The organism is Corynebacterium sp. HMSC063A05, assembly GCF_001809695.1.
Lineage (GTDB): Bacteria > Actinomycetota > Actinomycetes > Mycobacteriales > Mycobacteriaceae > Corynebacterium > Corynebacterium amycolatum.
In genome coordinates this window covers 1-17,188 of record NZ_KV798500.1, presented here as the reverse complement: position 1 = coordinate 17,188, position 17,188 = coordinate 1, and the positions used below count along the sequence as shown (strand labels likewise).

Annotated in this window: 13 protein-coding genes and 1 tRNA gene; 9 read left to right on the top strand and 5 right to left on the bottom strand. The window is 57.7% G+C overall.

What is annotated here, in order from left to right:
• Window positions 1-2: 2 nt before the first annotated feature.
• From HMPREF2651_RS03900 to HMPREF2651_RS03890, 3 genes are all read left to right on the top strand, one after another.
• Entirely contained in the window at window positions 3-3,497 is a 3,495-nt protein-coding gene (locus HMPREF2651_RS03900) for an ATP-dependent helicase (RefSeq protein WP_049182183.1), read from the top strand.
• Window positions 3,498-3,612: 115 nt separating this feature from the next.
• On the top strand, window positions 3,613-4,680 hold the full coding sequence (locus HMPREF2651_RS03895; protein WP_049182182.1) for a potassium channel family protein: 1,068 nt from the start codon (window positions 3,613-3,615) through the stop codon (window positions 4,678-4,680).
• Between the two features lie 119 nt (window positions 4,681-4,799).
• Window positions 4,800-6,869, top strand: a complete 2,070-nt coding sequence (locus tag HMPREF2651_RS03890; protein ID WP_049182343.1) for an ATP-dependent DNA helicase UvrD2 — start codon at window positions 4,800-4,802, stop codon at window positions 6,867-6,869.
• Between the two features lie 26 nt (window positions 6,870-6,895).
• Here the strand turns inward: HMPREF2651_RS03890 and HMPREF2651_RS03885 are convergent, their stop codons facing one another.
• The gene (locus tag HMPREF2651_RS03885) at window positions 6,896-7,831 is read right to left on the bottom strand and encodes a TOMM precursor leader peptide-binding protein (protein WP_239663087.1); all 936 of its coding nucleotides are present in this window, start codon (window positions 7,829-7,831) and stop codon (window positions 6,896-6,898) included.
• Window positions 7,832-7,899: 68 nt separating this feature from the next.
• On the opposite strand from HMPREF2651_RS03885, the gene HMPREF2651_RS03880 reads away from it, so the two are divergent.
• Window positions 7,900-8,430 carry a YgjP-like metallopeptidase domain-containing protein gene (locus tag HMPREF2651_RS03880; protein ID WP_016422236.1) on the top strand — a complete coding sequence of 177 codons (531 nt, stop codon included), beginning with the start codon at window positions 7,900-7,902 and terminating at the stop codon, window positions 8,428-8,430.
• A 4-nt stretch (window positions 8,431-8,434) separates the two neighbouring features.
• On the opposite strand, the gene HMPREF2651_RS03875 is transcribed toward HMPREF2651_RS03880, so the two are convergent.
• Window positions 8,435-9,937, bottom strand: coding sequence for a zinc-dependent metalloprotease (locus HMPREF2651_RS03875; RefSeq protein ID WP_049182180.1), 1,503 nt, complete (start codon window positions 9,935-9,937; stop codon window positions 8,435-8,437).
• A 139-nt stretch (window positions 9,938-10,076) separates the two neighbouring features.
• Here HMPREF2651_RS03875 and HMPREF2651_RS03870 point away from each other — a divergent pair, with 139 nt between their 5' ends.
• On the top strand, window positions 10,077-11,150 hold the full coding sequence (locus HMPREF2651_RS03870) for a YlbL family protein (RefSeq protein WP_038627965.1): 1,074 nt from the start codon (window positions 10,077-10,079) through the stop codon (window positions 11,148-11,150).
• A 37-nt stretch (window positions 11,151-11,187) separates the two neighbouring features.
• On the opposite strand, the gene HMPREF2651_RS03865 is transcribed toward HMPREF2651_RS03870, so the two are convergent.
• From HMPREF2651_RS03865 to HMPREF2651_RS03855, 3 genes are all read right to left on the bottom strand, one after another.
• Window positions 11,188-12,615, bottom strand: a complete 1,428-nt coding sequence (locus HMPREF2651_RS03865) for an alanine/glycine:cation symporter family protein (protein ID WP_038627968.1) — start codon at window positions 12,613-12,615, stop codon at window positions 11,188-11,190.
• A gap of 69 nt (window positions 12,616-12,684) precedes the next feature.
• The gene (locus tag HMPREF2651_RS03860) at window positions 12,685-13,110 is read right to left on the bottom strand and encodes a fluoride efflux transporter FluC (protein ID WP_038627971.1); all 426 of its coding nucleotides are present in this window, start codon (window positions 13,108-13,110) and stop codon (window positions 12,685-12,687) included.
• Window positions 13,107-13,526, bottom strand: coding sequence for a fluoride efflux transporter FluC (locus HMPREF2651_RS03855; protein ID WP_224792265.1), 420 nt, complete (start codon window positions 13,524-13,526; stop codon window positions 13,107-13,109). The genes HMPREF2651_RS03860 and HMPREF2651_RS03855 overlap by 4 nt, the downstream gene beginning before the upstream one ends.
• A gap of 290 nt (window positions 13,527-13,816) precedes the next feature.
• Between HMPREF2651_RS03855 and pgm the strand changes: the two genes are divergently transcribed.
• The 4 genes from pgm (at window position 13,817) to HMPREF2651_RS03835 (ending at window position 17,083) form a co-directional block, all read left to right on the top strand.
• A complete protein-coding gene (gene pgm, locus HMPREF2651_RS03850; protein WP_038627973.1) occupies window positions 13,817-15,472 on the top strand; it encodes a phosphoglucomutase (alpha-D-glucose-1,6-bisphosphate-dependent) in 1,656 nt (551 codons plus the stop codon).
• Between the two features lie 54 nt (window positions 15,473-15,526).
• The gene (locus tag HMPREF2651_RS03845) at window positions 15,527-15,967 is read left to right on the top strand and encodes a MauE/DoxX family redox-associated membrane protein (RefSeq protein WP_038627975.1); all 441 of its coding nucleotides are present in this window, start codon (window positions 15,527-15,529) and stop codon (window positions 15,965-15,967) included.
• A 133-nt stretch (window positions 15,968-16,100) separates the two neighbouring features.
• A complete protein-coding gene (locus tag HMPREF2651_RS03840; RefSeq protein ID WP_049182178.1) occupies window positions 16,101-16,832 on the top strand; it encodes a DsbA family protein in 732 nt (243 codons plus the stop codon).
• Window positions 16,833-17,007: 175 nt separating this feature from the next.
• Window positions 17,008-17,083, top strand: a tRNA-Ala gene (locus tag HMPREF2651_RS03835).
• Window positions 17,084-17,188: the final 105 nt, after the last annotated feature.

Genomic DNA, 17,188 nt, shown 5'->3' with positions numbered 1-17,188 from the left:
CCATGTCGGAGGAACGAACCATCATTGATCCCGGCACCCTGTCGGAGATGATGGGCCAGGACTTTCCGCCCACCCCGCAACAAGCGGCGGTAATCGGTGCACCGATGGAACCAATGCTTGTTGTCGCCGGTGCCGGTGCTGGTAAAACAGCGACAATGGCTTCCCGTGTCGTGTGGTTGGTCGCCAATGGCTTTATCCGCCCAGAAGAAGTTCTAGGTTTGACCTTCACCAGGAAGGCAGCGCGCGAGCTCGGCGTCCGTATCCGACAACAGCTCAATGCGCTTGCTTCCTCTGCCGCATTTCGTGCACAGGCTTCACCAAAGGTACTAGCAAGCCTCGAGGTCATTGCCCCAACCACGCTTACTTACGATGCCTATGCCTCTGAAGTCGTTAGCAATTATGGTCTTTTGCTGCCGACGGAGCCGGGGGTCACCATTATGGATGGCGCGACGCAGTGGCAGTTGGCCTGGGAAACCGCTCGTAATGTGAAGGAAATTGATGTCGATATTGCGCCATCGACTCTGGCCAGTCGCATTATTGAGCTGGGGGCGAACATCGACTCAAACCTTTCTTCACCGCAGGCGATTCGCGAGGAAACCGAAGCATTCATCAGCAATATTGAGCAGACCCCGCAGAAGGGTAAACGCGAGGGGCTAATTGGCGATCTACAGGGCATCGTCGATAAGCAGCGAGAGAGATTAGAGATTTTGCCGCTGGTAGAACAGGTTCGAGCTCGGTGCAATGAAGAAAATGTCGCCACTTTCGGTATGCAGATGGCTCGTGCGGCCCGACTAGCCACCGACTTCGCGGAAGTCGGAGAGGAGGAGCGGCGTCGCTTTAAGATCATCATGCTCGACGAGTACCAGGACACGTCGCACACACAGCGGCTGTTCCTGCGTGCGCTGTTCTCCGGTGGTTGTGTCACCGCTGTCGGCGATCCGATGCAGGCAATTTATGGCTGGCGAGGAGCAACTGCCGAAAACCTTGTGCAGTTTGTCAATGATTTTCCGCGGTCGGATGGGAAGCCAGCGGAGAAAAAGCAACTGACCATTTCTTGGCGAAATCCGCAGTCAGTGCTGCAGCTTGCTAACGCAGTCTCCGACCGTGCTTTCGCGGGGCAGGCTCGTACAGTAGAGGCACTGGATGCCGGTCCAAAAGCAGGTCAGGGCGAAGTGCAGCTTGCTTTCACCGCAACCGGTGAGGAAGAAGTTGCATACATCGCAGATTGCATGGAGGCGCAATTACGCGAATGTGAAGCAGCTGGCAACAAGCTCGATGCCGCCATCCTGGTTCGGACAAATGCTGAATCGGCTGTCTATTTAGATGCACTGTCTGAGCGGGGTGTGCCTGCAATCATCGTGGGACTCGCTGGATTGCTGCATTTGCCCGAGGTCATGGATATCACCTCGGTGATGAAGATATTGGTCGACCCCAGTTCAGACCAGGATGCTCTGCGTCTGCTGCTCAGCCCACAGGTCAATTTGGGTGCCGCAGACGTGGAGGCACTTCGCACTCGTGTAGACCAGCTGGCAATGGCAGGCAAGGACGAGTTGGCCCGAAAGAAGGGCAACCTCGAAGAGACTTCAGACTCCTCACCGCTTTCCCAGCTCGCTCGCCAGTATGACAAGCTCGTGGAAGATGCCGAAGCAGCATCGTCCGCGGTGGGGCTGGGGCACGCCATCGCCGACCCGGATATTCGTTTTTACGACGGCACCCCGCTAGCGCGCGGCAGTGTGGGAAAAAATGGGCGGTTGGTCTGCAGCGAGTCACTGAACTACACAGATGAAGCAATGGCGCGCATCGCACAGTTGGGTGCAAGCCTACGAAAACTACGTCGGTTCTCGCTGAATAAGCCTCTACCGGAACTGGTCGAGGACATCGCTACTGAGTTTGGAATTCGCGTAGAAGCAGCGGCTGGACAGTACGGTTCCGCTACCGCGATAACCAGGCCGACGACTGCGCATCTGGATAGGTTTGTCGATATCGCTGCGACGTATTCGCAAAATATCTCGGACGATGTGACAGGGTTTTTGAACTATTTGGAGTTCGCTGTCGAACACGATGATGGTTTGGAACGGGCACCTATGAACATGCCGGAAAACTGCGTCCAAATCATGACTATGCACAAGTCAAAGGGGTTGGAGTGGGAAACGGTTGCTGTCCCGGGCATCACCACCAGCAAGTTCGACAGAGTTGATTTGTCATCGTGGCTCACCAATTCAGTTCAGCTTCCTCCTGGTGCAATTACCCAAGTGGATCCGCTAACGGCTAGTGCAGAAACAACAGGGGATGCAACACAGCTTGCAGCAGGCGATTGGGCTCCCGTCGCTGATTCTGTCGATAGCAATGCCCCCGAACTGGACATATCAGGCGCAGATAACCAAACCGACCTCAACAAGGTAATCAAAGCCTACAAGGAAGAGCTGCGAGAAGTGGAGAGGGAAGAAAAACAGCGCCTCTTCTACGTTGCCATGACTCGCTCCGCGAAAAAGCTCATTGTCACTGCAAGCAGGCGGCCTAATCCGAGCTTGAAGAAACCCACCGACGTGTCGGCGGACTTCGCAGCCATCGCCACGCAATTCAGCGACTATGTGGTGTCGTGGACAGATGGGGAGGACCCTGAGGTAGAGGACACCGAAGTCGATCTGGACTGCGACACTGCGGTTGATGGGGTGGTCTGGCCCGTCGATACCCTGGGCAACCGCCGAGATAGTGTGCAGCGAGCAGCCGAAAGCGTCATGCGCTACATGGGCGAAGACCAGGATGAGCGCCCCATTGCAGGTGACCTGTCTGAGGTATGGGAAACGGAAACGACCATTCTCGTGGATGAAATCCGTCGAGCTAAGGCCGCGGAGATTCATCTACCAATGCCGACAAGCATGTCCACTAGCGAATACCAAGCCATGATTGCGGATCCGGTCGCGTTTGCTCGTCGGAAAGCACGCCCGGTGCCGTTTAAGCCAAACCGATTCGCGCGCCGAGGTACGGCATTCCACGCTTGGTTGGAGAATCGCTTCGGTGCACACAGCCTGCTGGACGATGAGGATCTCTTCGGGAATCAACTGGATGACTTCCTCGGCACAGAACAAGTCGCGTCCGAACGCGAACTTGAGAAGTTGAAGGCGAATTTCGAGGCATCCGAGTGGGCTGACCGCACGCCAGTGCATGTGGAAGTGCCGTTTGAAATTGCCATTGGGCAACGGCGGGTCGTCGGCCGAATCGACGCGGTGTTTAAGGACAACGGGAAGTGGAGCGTCATTGACTGGAAGACAGGCCAGATGCCGCGCGGAAAGGAAAGGGAAGTAGCGGCGCTACAGCTGGCGATTTACCGCTTGGCGTGGTCGGATAGGCTGCGTGAGATGGGAGTGGAAACGGCCCCCGAAGACATTGAAGCCGGGTTCTTCTATGTTTCGGCAGGACGAACGCTAATACCAGATGAAGCGCTACTGCCAAGCAGGATAGAGTTGGACAGGAAAATGCGCGAGCTGATTGGATAATCATCTACGTATGTAACTGCCGCGTGGCCGTGGCCAGTTATCCAGGTGAAAGCAGCAGTTTGTATGCGCTATTTTTCACCGGGAGGAGTTTTCATGAAAGGCAGGCGAGGAGCGGTTGCGTAATCCAATTCGGAAATCTTCGGGATACGAAACCGGGCTCAATGATCTTCCCGGGCATGCACTGCTGGGAGTCATTGGTCTGCCTGAGTCCGCGCCGAAGAATCCTTGGCGGCTAATCATACGTCGTTTGAACTACGCCGTGTTTTTGCTGCTGATTGCATCCGTCGTGGTCTACTACGATCACGACGGATACACGGAGCCTCTCACCTTCATCGATGCGGTGTATTACTCGGCTGTCAGCCTGTCGACGACGGGCTACGGTGACATCACGCCGGTCACACAGAGGGCTCGATTACTCAATATTTTGATCATTACGCCACTGCGTGTGGCCTTCCTTGCTCTCTTGGTCGGTACTACTCTGACCGTTTTGACCCAAGAGTCTCGGAAAACCCTGCAAATTCAGCGCTGGAGGAGACAGTTGCGCAACCACACCGTCGTTATCGGATACGGCACCAAGGGTCGTTCTGCCATTGCAGCTCTTCTCGCGGACGGCGTAGATCCGGCAGAAATCGTTGTTATTGATACGGACAAGGAAGCACTCGACCACGCTTCGAATCAAGGCTTGGCGACGGTGCATGGGTCGGCTACTAAATCTGATGTGCTGAAGTTAGCTGGTATTCAGCGTGCCCGCTCTATAGTCGTTGCACCGAACAAAGATGACACAGCGGTGCTGGTCACGTTGTCTGTCCGCGAGTTGGCACCGGGTGCCTCAATTGTGGCTTCAGTGCGTGAATCAGAAAACCGCCACTTGTTGACGCAGTCAGGTGCAGACCAAGTGGTCATTTCTTCTGAAACCGCCGGCCGAATGCTGGGGCTGGCCACGGTGACTCCTTCGGTGGTGGAGATGATGGAAGACCTCCTGAGCCCGGATGAAGGATTCTCTGTTGCAGAGAGGCTCGTCACCGAAGAGGAAATCGGTGCCAGCCCACGGCACCTCGCGGATATTGCACTCGGTGTGGTGCGCTCGGGTGAGCTGTACCGAATTGATTCACCGGAGTGTGAATCGGTGGAGCCAGGCGACCGGCTGCTGTACGTCCGCCGTGTCTACAGCAATGACGAATAGCACTCGACAAGTTTAAAAATGGGGTCTAACAACTTTTGACTTACTCAGAGGCGGATGTGAACGAGCCGGAATATCTAGCTGGGCTGGATCCAGATCAGCGTGAGGCAGCCACGGCTCCGATGGGGCCGGTGTGCATTCTTGCCGGAGCCGGTACAGGTAAGACCCGAACAATTACTCATCGCATCAAGTACCTCATTGACCAGGGGTTTGTGCAGCCGCAAAAGGTATTAGCGGTGACATTTACCTCGCGTGCCGCAGGGGAGATGCGCGACCGCCTGGCAAAGATGGGAACGCCCGGAGTCCAGGCGCGCACTTTCCACTCGGCATCACTTCGCCAGCTGCGCTACTTCTGGCCCCAAGTCGCCGGTGATATGCCCTGGCAGCTGTTGGATGACAAGAAATTCCGTGTTGTCGCCCAAGCAGTACGTCGAGTGGGCCTGGACACCTCTAAGGAAACAATCCGAGATGTCATGGGCGAGATTGAGTGGGCGAAGGCCACTCTGGCCGGTGCGGATAAGTACCAAGCCGCGCTGCGGGAGCATGGGCGCACGGCGCCTCTGTCTGCGGAGAAAATTGTCGATTGCTATCGCGCTTACGAGGACATAAAAACCACCCCGGACGGGCTATTGCTCGACTTCGACGACCTACTCATTCACACCGCCGGTGCGATGGAGAATTCCCGTGCAGTGGCGGAGGAATTCCGCAACCAGTATCGGTGCTTCGTCGTCGATGAGTACCAGGATGTCACCCCGTTACAGCAGCGAGTTCTCAACGCCTGGCTGGGAGACCGTGACAACCTGACAGTTGTCGGGGACGCCAACCAGACGATTTACTCTTTCACAGGCGCGACTCCGCAATACCTGATGAACTTCTCTCGGGACTACCCGGAAGCCACAGTGGTCCGCCTGCAGCGGGACTACCGATCGACCCCACAGGTCGTCGGTCTGGCTAACAATGTCATCGGCCGTGCGCAGGGACGTATCGCCGGCTCGCGGCTGAAGCTGATTGGGCAGCGTGAAGACGGCCCGGAGCCGACTTTCAATCAGTACGACGATGAGCCAATGGAAGCTCGCGCGACCGCGCGCAGCATCAAGCGACTTATCGACGCGGGTACGCCGGCATCGGAGATTGCCGTTTTGTACCGGATTAACGCACAGTCCGCAGTTTTTGAGCAGGCTTTGTCCGAGGTAGGAGTCGCCTACCAGGTTCGTGGCGGGGACGGTTTCTACCAGCGTCCCGAGATCCGCGATGCCATCGCAGCACTTGTGCGAGTTTCCCGTTCCTCACGGACTGTTCCGACATTGCAGGGCACGAATCTGTTGGATTTGGTCAAGCAGGTTTTCGCGGGTCTTGGCATGACTGACCAAGAGCCGGAAGGCACTGGTGCCAGGGAACGTTGGCAGTCACTGCGCGCCCTATTCGACCTGTGTAAGGACATCGTTCATGCCAACACCGAGGTCAATATCCAGGCGCTCCTCGGCCAATTGCACACTCGGCAGCAGGCCAAGCATCCGCCGACGCTGGATGGCGTGACGTTGGCTAGCCTGCATGCAGCCAAGGGGCTGGAGTGGGATGCGGTGTTCCTCGTTGGGCTTACCGACGGTTCGCTGCCTATCCAACATTCGCTGAATAAATTCGACCGATCTCCTGCACAGGGAGCGGAAGCCATCGAAGAAGAGCGCCGTCTGTTCTATGTCGGCATTACTCGAGCCCGTGAACATCTGGAGCTATCTTGGTCATTGTCGCGGACAGAAGGCGGCCGCAGGTCACGTCGCCGCACACGATTCCTCGATGAACTCGACATTGATGTCTCTGACTACTCGGCGGAGGCACAGCGAAGCTCAAGGAGCTCTAGTTCCCGTGGTAAGCGTCAGCAGTCCAAACAGTGCAAGGGCTGCACTAAGCCATTGCACACCGATGCGGAGCGGATCTCAGGGCGCTGTGAAGAGTGCCCGGTCAGTGCGGATCCTGCGCTACTGGAAGCATTGCGTGCATGGCGCCTGGAAATGTCGAGAGAAATGACTGTCCCCGCATTCGTGATCTTCTCCGATGCGACCCTTCTGGCCATCGGTGAGCAGCAACCGACTACGCCGGCGGAACTTCTGCAGATTCCCGGAATTGGAGAAGCGAAGCTCAATCATTTCGGCGAAGGCATCTTGGGAATCGTCAATTCTTTTGTGAATTCCTAGTCAGATTCTGCTCAAGGAACTTCGAATTACATGAACTGCATCTGCGAGTTGCCATGACCACACACTGGGCACTGCGGGTGGGGAGCAACCGTAGTGCGGGTGATATCGAGGCTTTCCAGATCTATGCGCACCTCTGTCGCACATAGATCTGAGAGGTCCGGTCGCCGCAGCTGCCCAACCAACAGCGGCACCGCTGTGTTCAGCCATTCCGGTGCGGTCACGGGCGTAAAAGTGCGAAGCTGCAGCGCAATCAGTGCCCGGACGGGGTCGCGGTCTCGTCGATAAGCTTCGAAACACATCGAGCAGGGCCCTTTACCTGGCTGAACAAGCGGCCCAAGAATCAGTGCTCCATCGCGGAAATGCGTGTGCAGATGCTCAATTCCACGATGAAACAGAGCGCGAACCAAGGGCATGCTCGGTACTTCCATGCCCGTGACCACCGCGAGCCCGATGTCTTCCGGCGTGGATTGAGATATTTTCAGCGTCGCATTGCGAGTGGGCGACATTGCCGTCGTCCAACTACCGCAACCCGTGCGACGAAGCTCTTTTAAAAGTCCAGTGCGCAAACTGTCCCGACCGATCAGCGTAATCCTCCGTCGTGTCGGTGGTTTTTGGACCAGTGCTGCTCGGTGAAGGTCGGAGATAAGTGCTGTAATGAACTGCGGTGACAGTTTGTCGTGACTGTCAGCAAAGGCCTCGCTTAAGGTGCTACCTCTATGAGCTGCAAGAAGTGCCGAGAAGACAGGCCCCGGCGGGGTGCCGTCGGAAAGCGGCAGAATCATGCTGCGCTCCGGTTCCACGCCGAACTGAATCCGCGCGCCTGGGCGCATGATAATCGGTATCTCCGGGCGCAGCGCGTAGTCCGTGGTAGGCGCGGCAAGCGTTTGTGCTGCGGGTGCGTCCGAACCTATTACGCCAGCCGTACCATCCCGCCCCCGAGACGTATCCCTGTATTCCCCCATAAAAATATCTTTTACCCCGGGGCCAGCTTTTACGCAATCGCAGGGCAGAGCATATACGCTTAAAAAGCATGAGCACCAAGCGACCTGAGTACGGCCCGGATGTTGAGGTTCGGCGCTCGAAGCGCCGCCGCCGTACTGTGTCCGCCCGCGCGGAGGGAAACCGAATCATTGTCATGGTTCCGGACGACCTCAGCGCCGCTGCGGAAAAACAGCAGGTCAATGAAATTGTGGCGCGAGTGCGGAAGAAAGTTGGCAGCAACCTGGATAATTCCGAGCTGGAGCGCCGCGCACGGCTGCTCTCGCGTACGGTGCTGGAAGATCGCCCGCGGTTTGAGTCAATCAAATGGGTCAAGAACATGTCGCGCAGGTGGGCATCGGTCACCGGCGGCGTCGATAGTCCGGGACGTATTCGCATTTCGCACAGGCTTGCCGACGTCCCGGGGTACGTCCTCGACGATGTCATTGTGCACGAACTGGTGCACACTTTCGTCGACGGGGGTCATACCGAAGAGTTCTGGTATTGGGCGGCAAAAGCCCCGTACCACGAACGGGCACGGGGCTATTTAGAGGCGTATCAGCGCTGGGGAACCCAGAGCTAACTAGCTACTTATCGTCATCGGTGTCGCCAGAATTGTCCTCGTCGGTGTCACTGTCCTTGCCCTCAGCCGCGCGTTTTTCGGCTTCTTTGCGCAGCTGCTCTTCAAGCTCTGCGATCGGGTCGAAGTCATCGTTGTCCGAACCGCCAAGAACCGAGTCAATAAAGGCCGCGGGTTCATCCAAATCTTCTGCTACGGGCAGGAAGTCCGGGTGATCCCAGACCTTGTCACGTCGCTCGATGCCCACAGCGGTGGTCAGGCGGTGCCACAAGTTGGTTGCCTCACGCACCTTGGGGGAGCCGAGGTCAATGCCGGTGGCCTTCTCCAGCGCCTGCTCAGCACCTTCGGTGGCGCGGCGACGACGCCAGGCTTCATCCAATTGTGCGGCACCCGGTAGACGCTCACCGAGGGCATCGGTGACAACCATGTCCACCCACCCTTCGACCAGTGCTAGCAGCGTCTGGAAACGAGTACGAGCATTCTCGTTACGAGAACGAATCTTCGGACTCAGATCCATATTTTGCAGCTGACTCATAGCCTCCTGCATACGCTGCGGATCCTGCATGTTCTCAATATCCAGACCGCGGGCGGCCTCTTCGATCGCGGAGTAGTCGATGACGATGCCAGCGGCGTACTCCTCGACAGAGGAAATCATGCGTTCAGCCAGCCATGGCACGCGGTCGTAAAGACGTTGGTGTGCAGCTTCACGGGCAGTGGCGTAGATAAACAGATCGCGCGCTGGAACCTCGAGTTCCTCTGCGAGAGTAACTAGATGTGTTGGCAGCAGTACCGCCGCACCAGTGGTGTGTAGCGGCAGCCCGAGGTCAGAACCAGTCAGGCTCGTCTGTGCCAATTCAGCCAGCGCATTGCCTAGCTGAGTACCGAAACTCATCGAGTTCATCTGACGCATGATGCCCAGCATCGGGCCCATCATCTCGCGAGCTTCTTCTGGAACGCCCTCGAGGGAGGCATCACTCATGCGGCTGGCGACGGGATCGACAAGGCGAGTCCATGTCGACTTGGTGTTCTCCAACCACTGCAGGCTATTCCACGCTTCTACGCGGTTGACACCAGCGGGAAGGGAGGTGACGTCATCTAGCCACAGTTCGGCCAGGCGCAAGGAATCAGACAGCGCCTCGCGGGCCGAGTCCTTCACCGGAGCTGGGTTACCAAGACGGGTCCGCGCAACGCGCTCGGCCGCGTCGTAGTTGACAGGGCCAGAGTTAGACTCCTGGAATCGCTGCCCCATGCCGGAGAACATCTCGCCGAACTGGTTGAGAATATCGCCCAAGTTCGGCTGTTCTCCTTTGCCAGAGGCGCCGCTGCCGGGCTGCCCGGGGCCGCCGAAACCGAAGCCACCGGCGCCGCCCATGCCACCGAAGGGGAACCCGAAGAAACCGAAAGGACCGCCCTGGCCGCCCTGACCGCCCTGGCCGGAGTCATTGTTGCCAGCGTCGTCACGATCGTCATCATTGTCGTTCGGACCAAAGCCAAATCCGTTAGAACTCATGCTCCCACCGTACCGGGCAATGACCCGCGTGAGTACTTAAAAGCACCACTTTATTGGCAACTTCGCGCCCAGCGAACAGACACGAACAACATTCATCAGGTGTCCAGTAGGCAGATAGCGAGAATGTAGGGTGTTATTTGTGAATCGTCGTACCCAAACTCTTGTTGCGGGCGCTGTGCCCATCGCCGCGTTGGCAACTGTGCTTTCGCTGCCAACGCTGACAGTTCCCTATGCCGCGCAGGGGCCTGGCCCGGTCTTCGACGTCCTCAGCGATGTCGAGGGAAAGAGCATTATCTCGGTCAGCGGCAGTGCTGCGGACTCCGAACGCTCTAAGGGCACGCTGGATATGACAACCGTCGCAGTCAGGCATAACCTGACATTGCCGCAGGTCATTGGCCTGTGGTTTGATCGTGACAACGATATCGTCCCCATTGAGGCGGTCTTCCCTCCGGGCCAGAGCCAGGACGAGGTGGAAGAGGAGAACAAGGCTGCATTCACCGAGTCGGAGGCCAACGCCACCTCCGCTGCACTGGCACATCTCGGGTTGCCGATGGAAGTCACCGTCGCCTACACAGTGCCGGATAGTCCCGTCGATGGGCGACTGCATGAAGACGATGTGATTCTCGCAGTGGATGGGGTGGCAGTAAGCAAGCCCGAGCAAGTCAAGGCGATTATTGCCGGACGCAACCCGGGCGATACTGTCACGTTGAGGGTCAAGCCTGCAACCGTCGATAAGCAGAAGGCTGCTAAGGGCGAGGACTCTGCCCCCGAGAAAGCCGTCGATATTTCTGTGACACTGGCGGAAAACCCGCATCAAAAGAATGCCGCGCTGCTCGGCGTGGGGATGGGGGCGCAATCCGCGGACGACACCAAAGTTGAGTACCAGCTCAGCGGCATTGGAGGTCCGTCGGCGGGTCTCATGATGACGCTTGGAGTGATTGACAAGCTGAGTCCAGGCGATCTGACCGAGGGGCAGCACCTCGCTGGCACTGGCACTATTGACGCTGCCGGCAACGTGGGCGAAATCGGTGGCATTACACACAAAATCTCGGCTGCCCGAGATGAGGGCGCCGAAATGTTCTTCGTGCCGGAAGGCAATTGCGCAGAAGCTGTGACTGCCGACCGAGGCGATATGAAGTTGGTAAAGGTCTCTGTGCTTGACGACGCGCTTGCGGCAATCGAAAAGCCGGAGACCGCGCAGACCTGCTCGTAGTTTTGCCGTAGCCCTTACGGGCAGCAGGTAGTTTCAGTTAGTTCTTGCTGAAAGCCTCGAAGTCTTGCTGAGACTGCCACTTGTCGATTTCCGCAGCCGTTGCTCGAAGTTGAGGGTCAAATTCGAGGTATGCCTTTGTCTCACGCGCGATGAGCCCGGACAGGACAATTAGACCGATGAGGTTCGGCAGCGCCATCAGGCCGTTGAGGGCCGAGGCGACGGACCAGACGGTTTCCAGCTGAGTTACCGCGCCGACGAAGACCACGCAGGTGAAGACCGCACGGTAGAGGCCGGTGCCGCGGCGACCGACCAGGGACTCGAAGGCGCGCTCACCGTAGTAGGACCAGCCCAGCATGGTGGAGAATGCGAAGAAGACAACCGACAGCGTGACGATGGTGCCACCCCAGTGACCCGGCAGACCGCGGGAGAATGCCTCAGCGGTCAGAGCGCCAGTGTCGACGTTGCCATCCTGCCAAACACCGGTGCTGATGATAACCAGGCCGGTGAAGGACACGACGATGATGGTGTCAATGAAGGTCTGAGTCATGGAGACCAAACCCTGACGAACTGGGTGAGTCGTCGATGCGGCGGCAGCGGCGATAGCACCGGAACCCAGGCCCGACTCGTTGGAGAACAGACCGCGGGCAACACCCATCTGCAGGGCGAGAATGAGCGTGGATCCTGCGAACCCACCAACGGCCGCGGTGCCGGTGAAAGCATCGGTGAAGATGAGCTTGAAGGTTTCGGGCAGCGCCGAGACATTGGCGACGAGCACCCACACGGCCGCACCGATGTAGAGCACAATCATCATCGGCACAAAGCTGGCGGTGATGCGGCCAATCGACTTAATGCCACCCATCAGAGCTGCACCTACCAGGATGAACATAATCATGCCGGAGAGCGTCGGATCGATGTCGAAGCTGTTTTCCAGGTTCGAGGCCACGGCATTGCCCTGGGTTAGGTTGCCGATACCAAACGCCGCCAGCGCAGCGAAGACGGCGAAGAGAATGCCCAGCGTCTTACCAAAACCATTCGGGATGGCCTTGCGCAGGTAGTACTGCGGACCACCGGACTGTTCGCCAGCTGCATCGGTCTGGCGGTACTTCACGCCCAGGAATGCCTCGGAGTACTTCGATGCCATACCTAGCAGGCCGGTTACCCACATCCAGAACAGCGCACCGGGTCCACCTAAGCCGATTGCGGTAGCGACACCGACAATGTTGCCGACACCGACAGTTGCCGCGAGAGCCGTCGCCAGCGCCTGGTAGTTGGTGATATCTCCCTCGGCGTCGTCGTCGTTACGGTCGATGAGTCCGAGGCGCAGTGCCGAGCCGAGTTTGACCAGGTGAATTGCGCCCAGGCGAATGGTCAAGATGATTCCGGTGCCGATCAGCGCGGGGATGAGGAGGTACGGACTCCAAATAAAACTATCCGCCGCTGAGACAAAATCGCTGAAGCTTTCCATGCTGTGGAACTTTACTGGTAGAAAGCCTAAACCCAATCATTAAATTCTCAGAAAATGATTATTGCGCTACTAATTCGCCACAAGTGGGGGTAAACGCATTCCGGCGAAAACAAAGATCATTCCGCCAATCAGTGTGAGAGCAACGTACCCACATGCCCTCCAAAAGTGTTGGTTTTTAAGGCGTGTGATCTCTCCGGCGAGTGTGGACCACGTCGACAGGCCGCCGGCGAAGCCAATCATCACCGTCGCATAGGCCAGGGCAGGGGTCATGCCGTCGCTTGTCGACGTTCCCCGCGACCACACCACAGCAGCGGCACCGGCGACGAAGCAGGCAATCATATTCGCGGTCCACGTTCCGGGCAGTTTGGAATCAGCCCACTTCACCGCAAGTTCGGCCAGCGTATAGCGCAGCGCTCCACCTACTGCGGCGCCAACTGCGATAGCGAGAATGGCAGAGAGTGCCGAGGGAAAAGAACTGAGGAGATCGCCGGTCATTCCGCAACCTCCCGCGCACACTTGGTTCCCAACCAGTAGGCGAGGGGACAACACAGCAGGTGAATAAGCCCAACGCTCACAATCAGCACGACTGACGTGTCCGCCTGTGCCAATAGGAGAATGACAAAGGCGGAGAAAGTGGTGAAGCCGCCACAAAAGCCAGTACCGCAGAAAGCGGAAAGCCGAGGATTAGCAAACGCGATACTGCTGACCAGGCCGAAGAGAAGGCAGCCCAGTAAGTTGATGACAGTCGTCGAGATTGCGCTAATTCCCGAGCCAACGATTGCATCGATCGCCGCTCCGAACAGAAAGCGACCTACTGCGCCAACAGCGGCGCCGCCGGCCACGGCCAGAGCTGTCAGACCCTGCGCTCGTCCTGCTGATGGCAGCTTCGGAGCAACAGATTCCTCATTCACGGTGAAAACGCTAGCACAGCGGCTAAGGGGGGGGGACAGGAGACAGGTGCCGGCAGCCCGGAATCCTTTCGAGAAGGTGCTCCCATCGGCACGCGGCAATCTATCTGATGCACCCTATTGCAGGGGCGAGTTTGCCTTACCGAGTGGTTCTTGCCATGCGCGCTGTCCCTAAAACGGGGACACTGGAGAGGAGGAAGCGCATCTAAGTTCGGTTTCTTTGTCTCGGCCGGTTGGTCGGCAATGAAATCGGCGGTTGCGCAGTTCGCCGATTTAGCAGGAGGATACCCACAATGGCTCATGAGCGCGCCGGGCAATTGGCCCAGCCATCCGACCTTATCGATGTCGCGGAACTGGTCACTGCCTACTACACAAAGCACCCGGACCCGAATAACCCCGACCAGAAGGTCGTCTTCGGTACTTCCGGTCACCGCGGTTCCTCCCTCGACGGCGCTTTCAACGAAGACCACATTCACGCCACTACTCAGGCCATCGTGGATTACCGCAAGGGCCAGGGCATTGAAGGCCCACTGTACGTTGGCCGCGATACCCACGGCCTGTCCGAGCCGGCAATGATTTCCGCCCTCGAGGTGCTCACGGCCAACGGCATTACCGTGATGGTTGACGCTCAGGATCGCTACACGCCGACCCCGGCCGTCAGTCACGCGATTCTGACGTATAACCGCGACGTGGAGGGCGGTCCGACGGGTAGTAGCTCCGCGCGTGCCGACGGCATCGTGATTACCCCTTCCCACAATCCGCCACGAGATGGTGGTTTTAAGTACAACCCGCCGACCGGTGGTCCGGCGGACGCGGATGCGACGGACTGGATTGCAGCTCGTGCCAATGAATACCTGGCTAAGGGCCTGGATGGGGTTAAGCGCCAGCTGGTGGATAAGGCCGCTGACCTCGTCGTAAAGCACGACTACCTCAACGCATACGTGTCGGACCTGCCGAATGTTGTCAACCTCGACGCCATCCGTGATGCCGGCGTGCGTATCGGCGCTGACCCAATGGGTGGTGCGTCGGTGGATTACTGGGGTGCAATTGGCGATGCGCATAACCTAAATCTGACTGTGGTCAATCCGCTGGTTGATGCGACCTGGCGTTTTATGACGCTGGATACAGACGGCAAGATTCGTATGGACTGCTCCTCACCGAATGCGATGGCGTCGTTGATTGGTAACCGCGATAAGTTCGACATCTCCACCGGCAATGACGCGGACTCGGACCGTCACGGAATTGTGACACCGGACGCAGGCTTGATGAACCCGAACCACTACCTGGCCGTTGCCATTGATTACCTCTTCGCACACCGCCCGGGCTGGTCGCAGGACACCGCGGTCGGTAAGACGCTGGTGTCTTCGTCGATGATTGACCGCGTCGTCGCCAATTTGGGTCGCAAGCTAGTGGAAGTTCCAGTCGGCTTTAAGTGGTTCGTCCCGGGTTTGCTCGGCGGCACCATCGGTTTCGGTGGTGAAGAATCCGCCGGCGCATCGTTCCTGCGTCACGACGGCACTGTGTGGTCTACCGATAAGGACGGCATCATCCTGGACCTCCTGGCCAGCGAGATCAAGGCCGTGACCGAGAAGACTCCATCGCAGCTCTACGCAGAGCTCGCCAATAAGTACGGTGCCCCGGCTTACGCCCGCACCGATGCGGACGCAACCCGTGAGCAGAAGGCAATCCTGAAGAAGCTCTCGCCGGAGCAGGTCAAGGCCGACACCCTGGCTGGGGAGACCATCACAGCCAAACTGACTGAAGCGCCGGGTAACGGCGCTGCGATTGGTGGCCTCAAGGTGGTTACGGAGAACGCTTGGTTCGCAGCACGCCCGTCGGGCACTGAAGATAAGTACAAGATTTACGCGGAGTCCTTCAAGGGAGCGGATCACCTGGCACAGGTTCAGGCTGAGGCACAGGACGTGGTCGCGGCAGTTCTGAACGGATAATCGGTAGCCGTTGGGCTAACTGTAAGCAGTTAACCTGTACTAATATTTCTGTGTATGAAGAATTTCGTAGGCGTGGTGGCCCGATTCGGCCTAGCTGCAGTTTGGTTGTACTCGGGTCTTATCAAACTGCTGAACCCGCTGGAATCGCGTCAGGCAGTGCAAGCTTATGAACTGCTGCCGAGCGACTTGGTGCCGATGGTAGCGGTTGCGCTGCCCGCCTTCGAAGTCATCCTTGGACTCTTACTGGTATTGGGGCTTTTCCTGCGTCCGGTAGCAGTATTGTCAGGAGCGCTCTTGCTGGTGTTCGTCGGAGGCATTATCTCGGCGTGGGCGCGCGGACTGCAGATTGACTGCGGCTGCTTTGGTGGCGGTGGCTACGACGAGAACGCTGACGCAGTTTCATATCTCAAGTCAATTGCCCGAGACATAGGTTTTTTGGCGTTGGCTGTATTTGTGTACGTATGGCCGTGGAAGAAGTTTGCCATTTACGCCTAGCCCGCCCGCTAGATTTTTAAGCCTAAGCAATAGGGCAAGTGGGCTGAAGTAAGGCGATGGGGTCTAGCAACCATTCCCGTTTTCTCAGGCACAATTGTGTCATTGGCAAGAAAACACCGCTATCGTAAGCGGTGTGAGTCAGAAGATTAAGAACCCAAATGAAAAGGGCAGTGGCTTCGTCGTTGGCCTGATTGCCCTTCTTGCTGTCGTTGTTGTTGTTATCGGCGGAGTTATCTACATCGGCCGGTCGCAGCCGATTGAGGGACTTCCAGATGAGGACGTCGACTTCTCCGTCGCACTCGACGGTGATGTCATCCGGCTAAGCAAGGACGGCGCCGAAGGGGCTAAAACAGCCACGATTTTTGAGGACTTCTCGTGCCACTACTGTGCTCAGATGAGCGAAGAGGGCCACGATGATGAGCTCAAGGCGCTAAATGACGGCAAGCTAGTCGCTGAATACCGCACGCTGAACTTCCTGGATGGTCAGGAGAAGGAGCAGCGTGACGGTCACTCCACTCGCATCTACGCGACTGCCCGCAAGATTGCTGAGACCGGGGATGCTCGCGCATATTGGAACTTCCGCACAATGATGATGGTTGACCAGCAGAACTCCGTCACGTGGAGCAATGACGAGCTGGCTGACCGCCTGGAGCAGCTCGGTGTCGCTGACGAAATTGTCAGCGAAGTCCGCTCCGGCATCGACACCACCGAGGCCAAGGCAAGCGCAGACGCTAACTTCGATGACCTTGAGAAGCGCTTGGGCAAGGTTTCCTCGCCGCATGTCTTTGTCGATGGCAAGGATATTCTGGAGAACATTTCCGGTGATGGCGGACTGGGGCAGTGGGTCAAGGTGGCCCTGCGCTAGGATCCGTGCACGCTCACACGATTCATCTTCAGTTCATGTTCGGCAGATCCGCTTTGGGGTACTCGGCGAATGCGTAAAAGAGTGTTCTACATGCGGATTTGGTGATACATGACAGTGCCATGTAGCCTTTGAGGAGTCCACAGCGGAGGGTGAAAGCCACTTCGATGTTGATTCTGGGGCTATGGCGCAGCTGGTAGCGCATCACACTGGCAGTGTGGGGGTCACGGGTTCGAGTCCCGTTAGCTCCACCAGTAGAAAATCCCTCGGTCGAAATGACCGGGGGTTTTCTTGTATCTGCCCTGGGTAGTGTGCTCGCCGTTTACGGGTTAAGTAAAGAAAAGTGTGTCTTTTCCGGG

Bases quoted from the DNA above. Each gene is read 5' to 3' on its own strand.
- HMPREF2651_RS03860 (WP_038627971.1), bottom strand. From the start codon at position 13,110: ATGACCGGCGATCTCCTCAGTTCTTTTCCCTCGGCACTCTCTGCCATT.
- HMPREF2651_RS03880 (WP_016422236.1), top strand. From the start codon at position 7,900: ATGAGCACCAAGCGACCTGAGTACGGCCCGGATGTTGAGGTTCGGCGC.
- HMPREF2651_RS03875 (WP_049182180.1), bottom strand. From the start codon at position 9,937: ATGAGTTCTAACGGATTTGGCTTTGGTCCGAACGACAATGATGACGAT.
- HMPREF2651_RS03890 (WP_049182343.1), top strand. From the start codon at position 4,800: ATGGGGCCGGTGTGCATTCTTGCCGGAGCCGGTACAGGTAAGACCCGA.
- HMPREF2651_RS03845 (WP_038627975.1), top strand. From the start codon at position 15,527: ATGAAGAATTTCGTAGGCGTGGTGGCCCGATTCGGCCTAGCTGCAGTT.
- HMPREF2651_RS03900 (WP_049182183.1), top strand. From the start codon at position 3: ATGTCGGAGGAACGAACCATCATTGATCCCGGCACCCTGTCGGAGATG.
- HMPREF2651_RS03865 (WP_038627968.1), bottom strand. From the start codon at position 12,615: ATGGAAAGCTTCAGCGATTTTGTCTCAGCGGCGGATAGTTTTATTTGG.
- HMPREF2651_RS03885 (WP_239663087.1), bottom strand. From the start codon at position 7,831: ATGGGGGAATACAGGGATACGTCTCGGGGGCGGGATGGTACGGCTGGC.
- pgm (WP_038627973.1), top strand. From the start codon at position 13,817: ATGGCTCATGAGCGCGCCGGGCAATTGGCCCAGCCATCCGACCTTATC.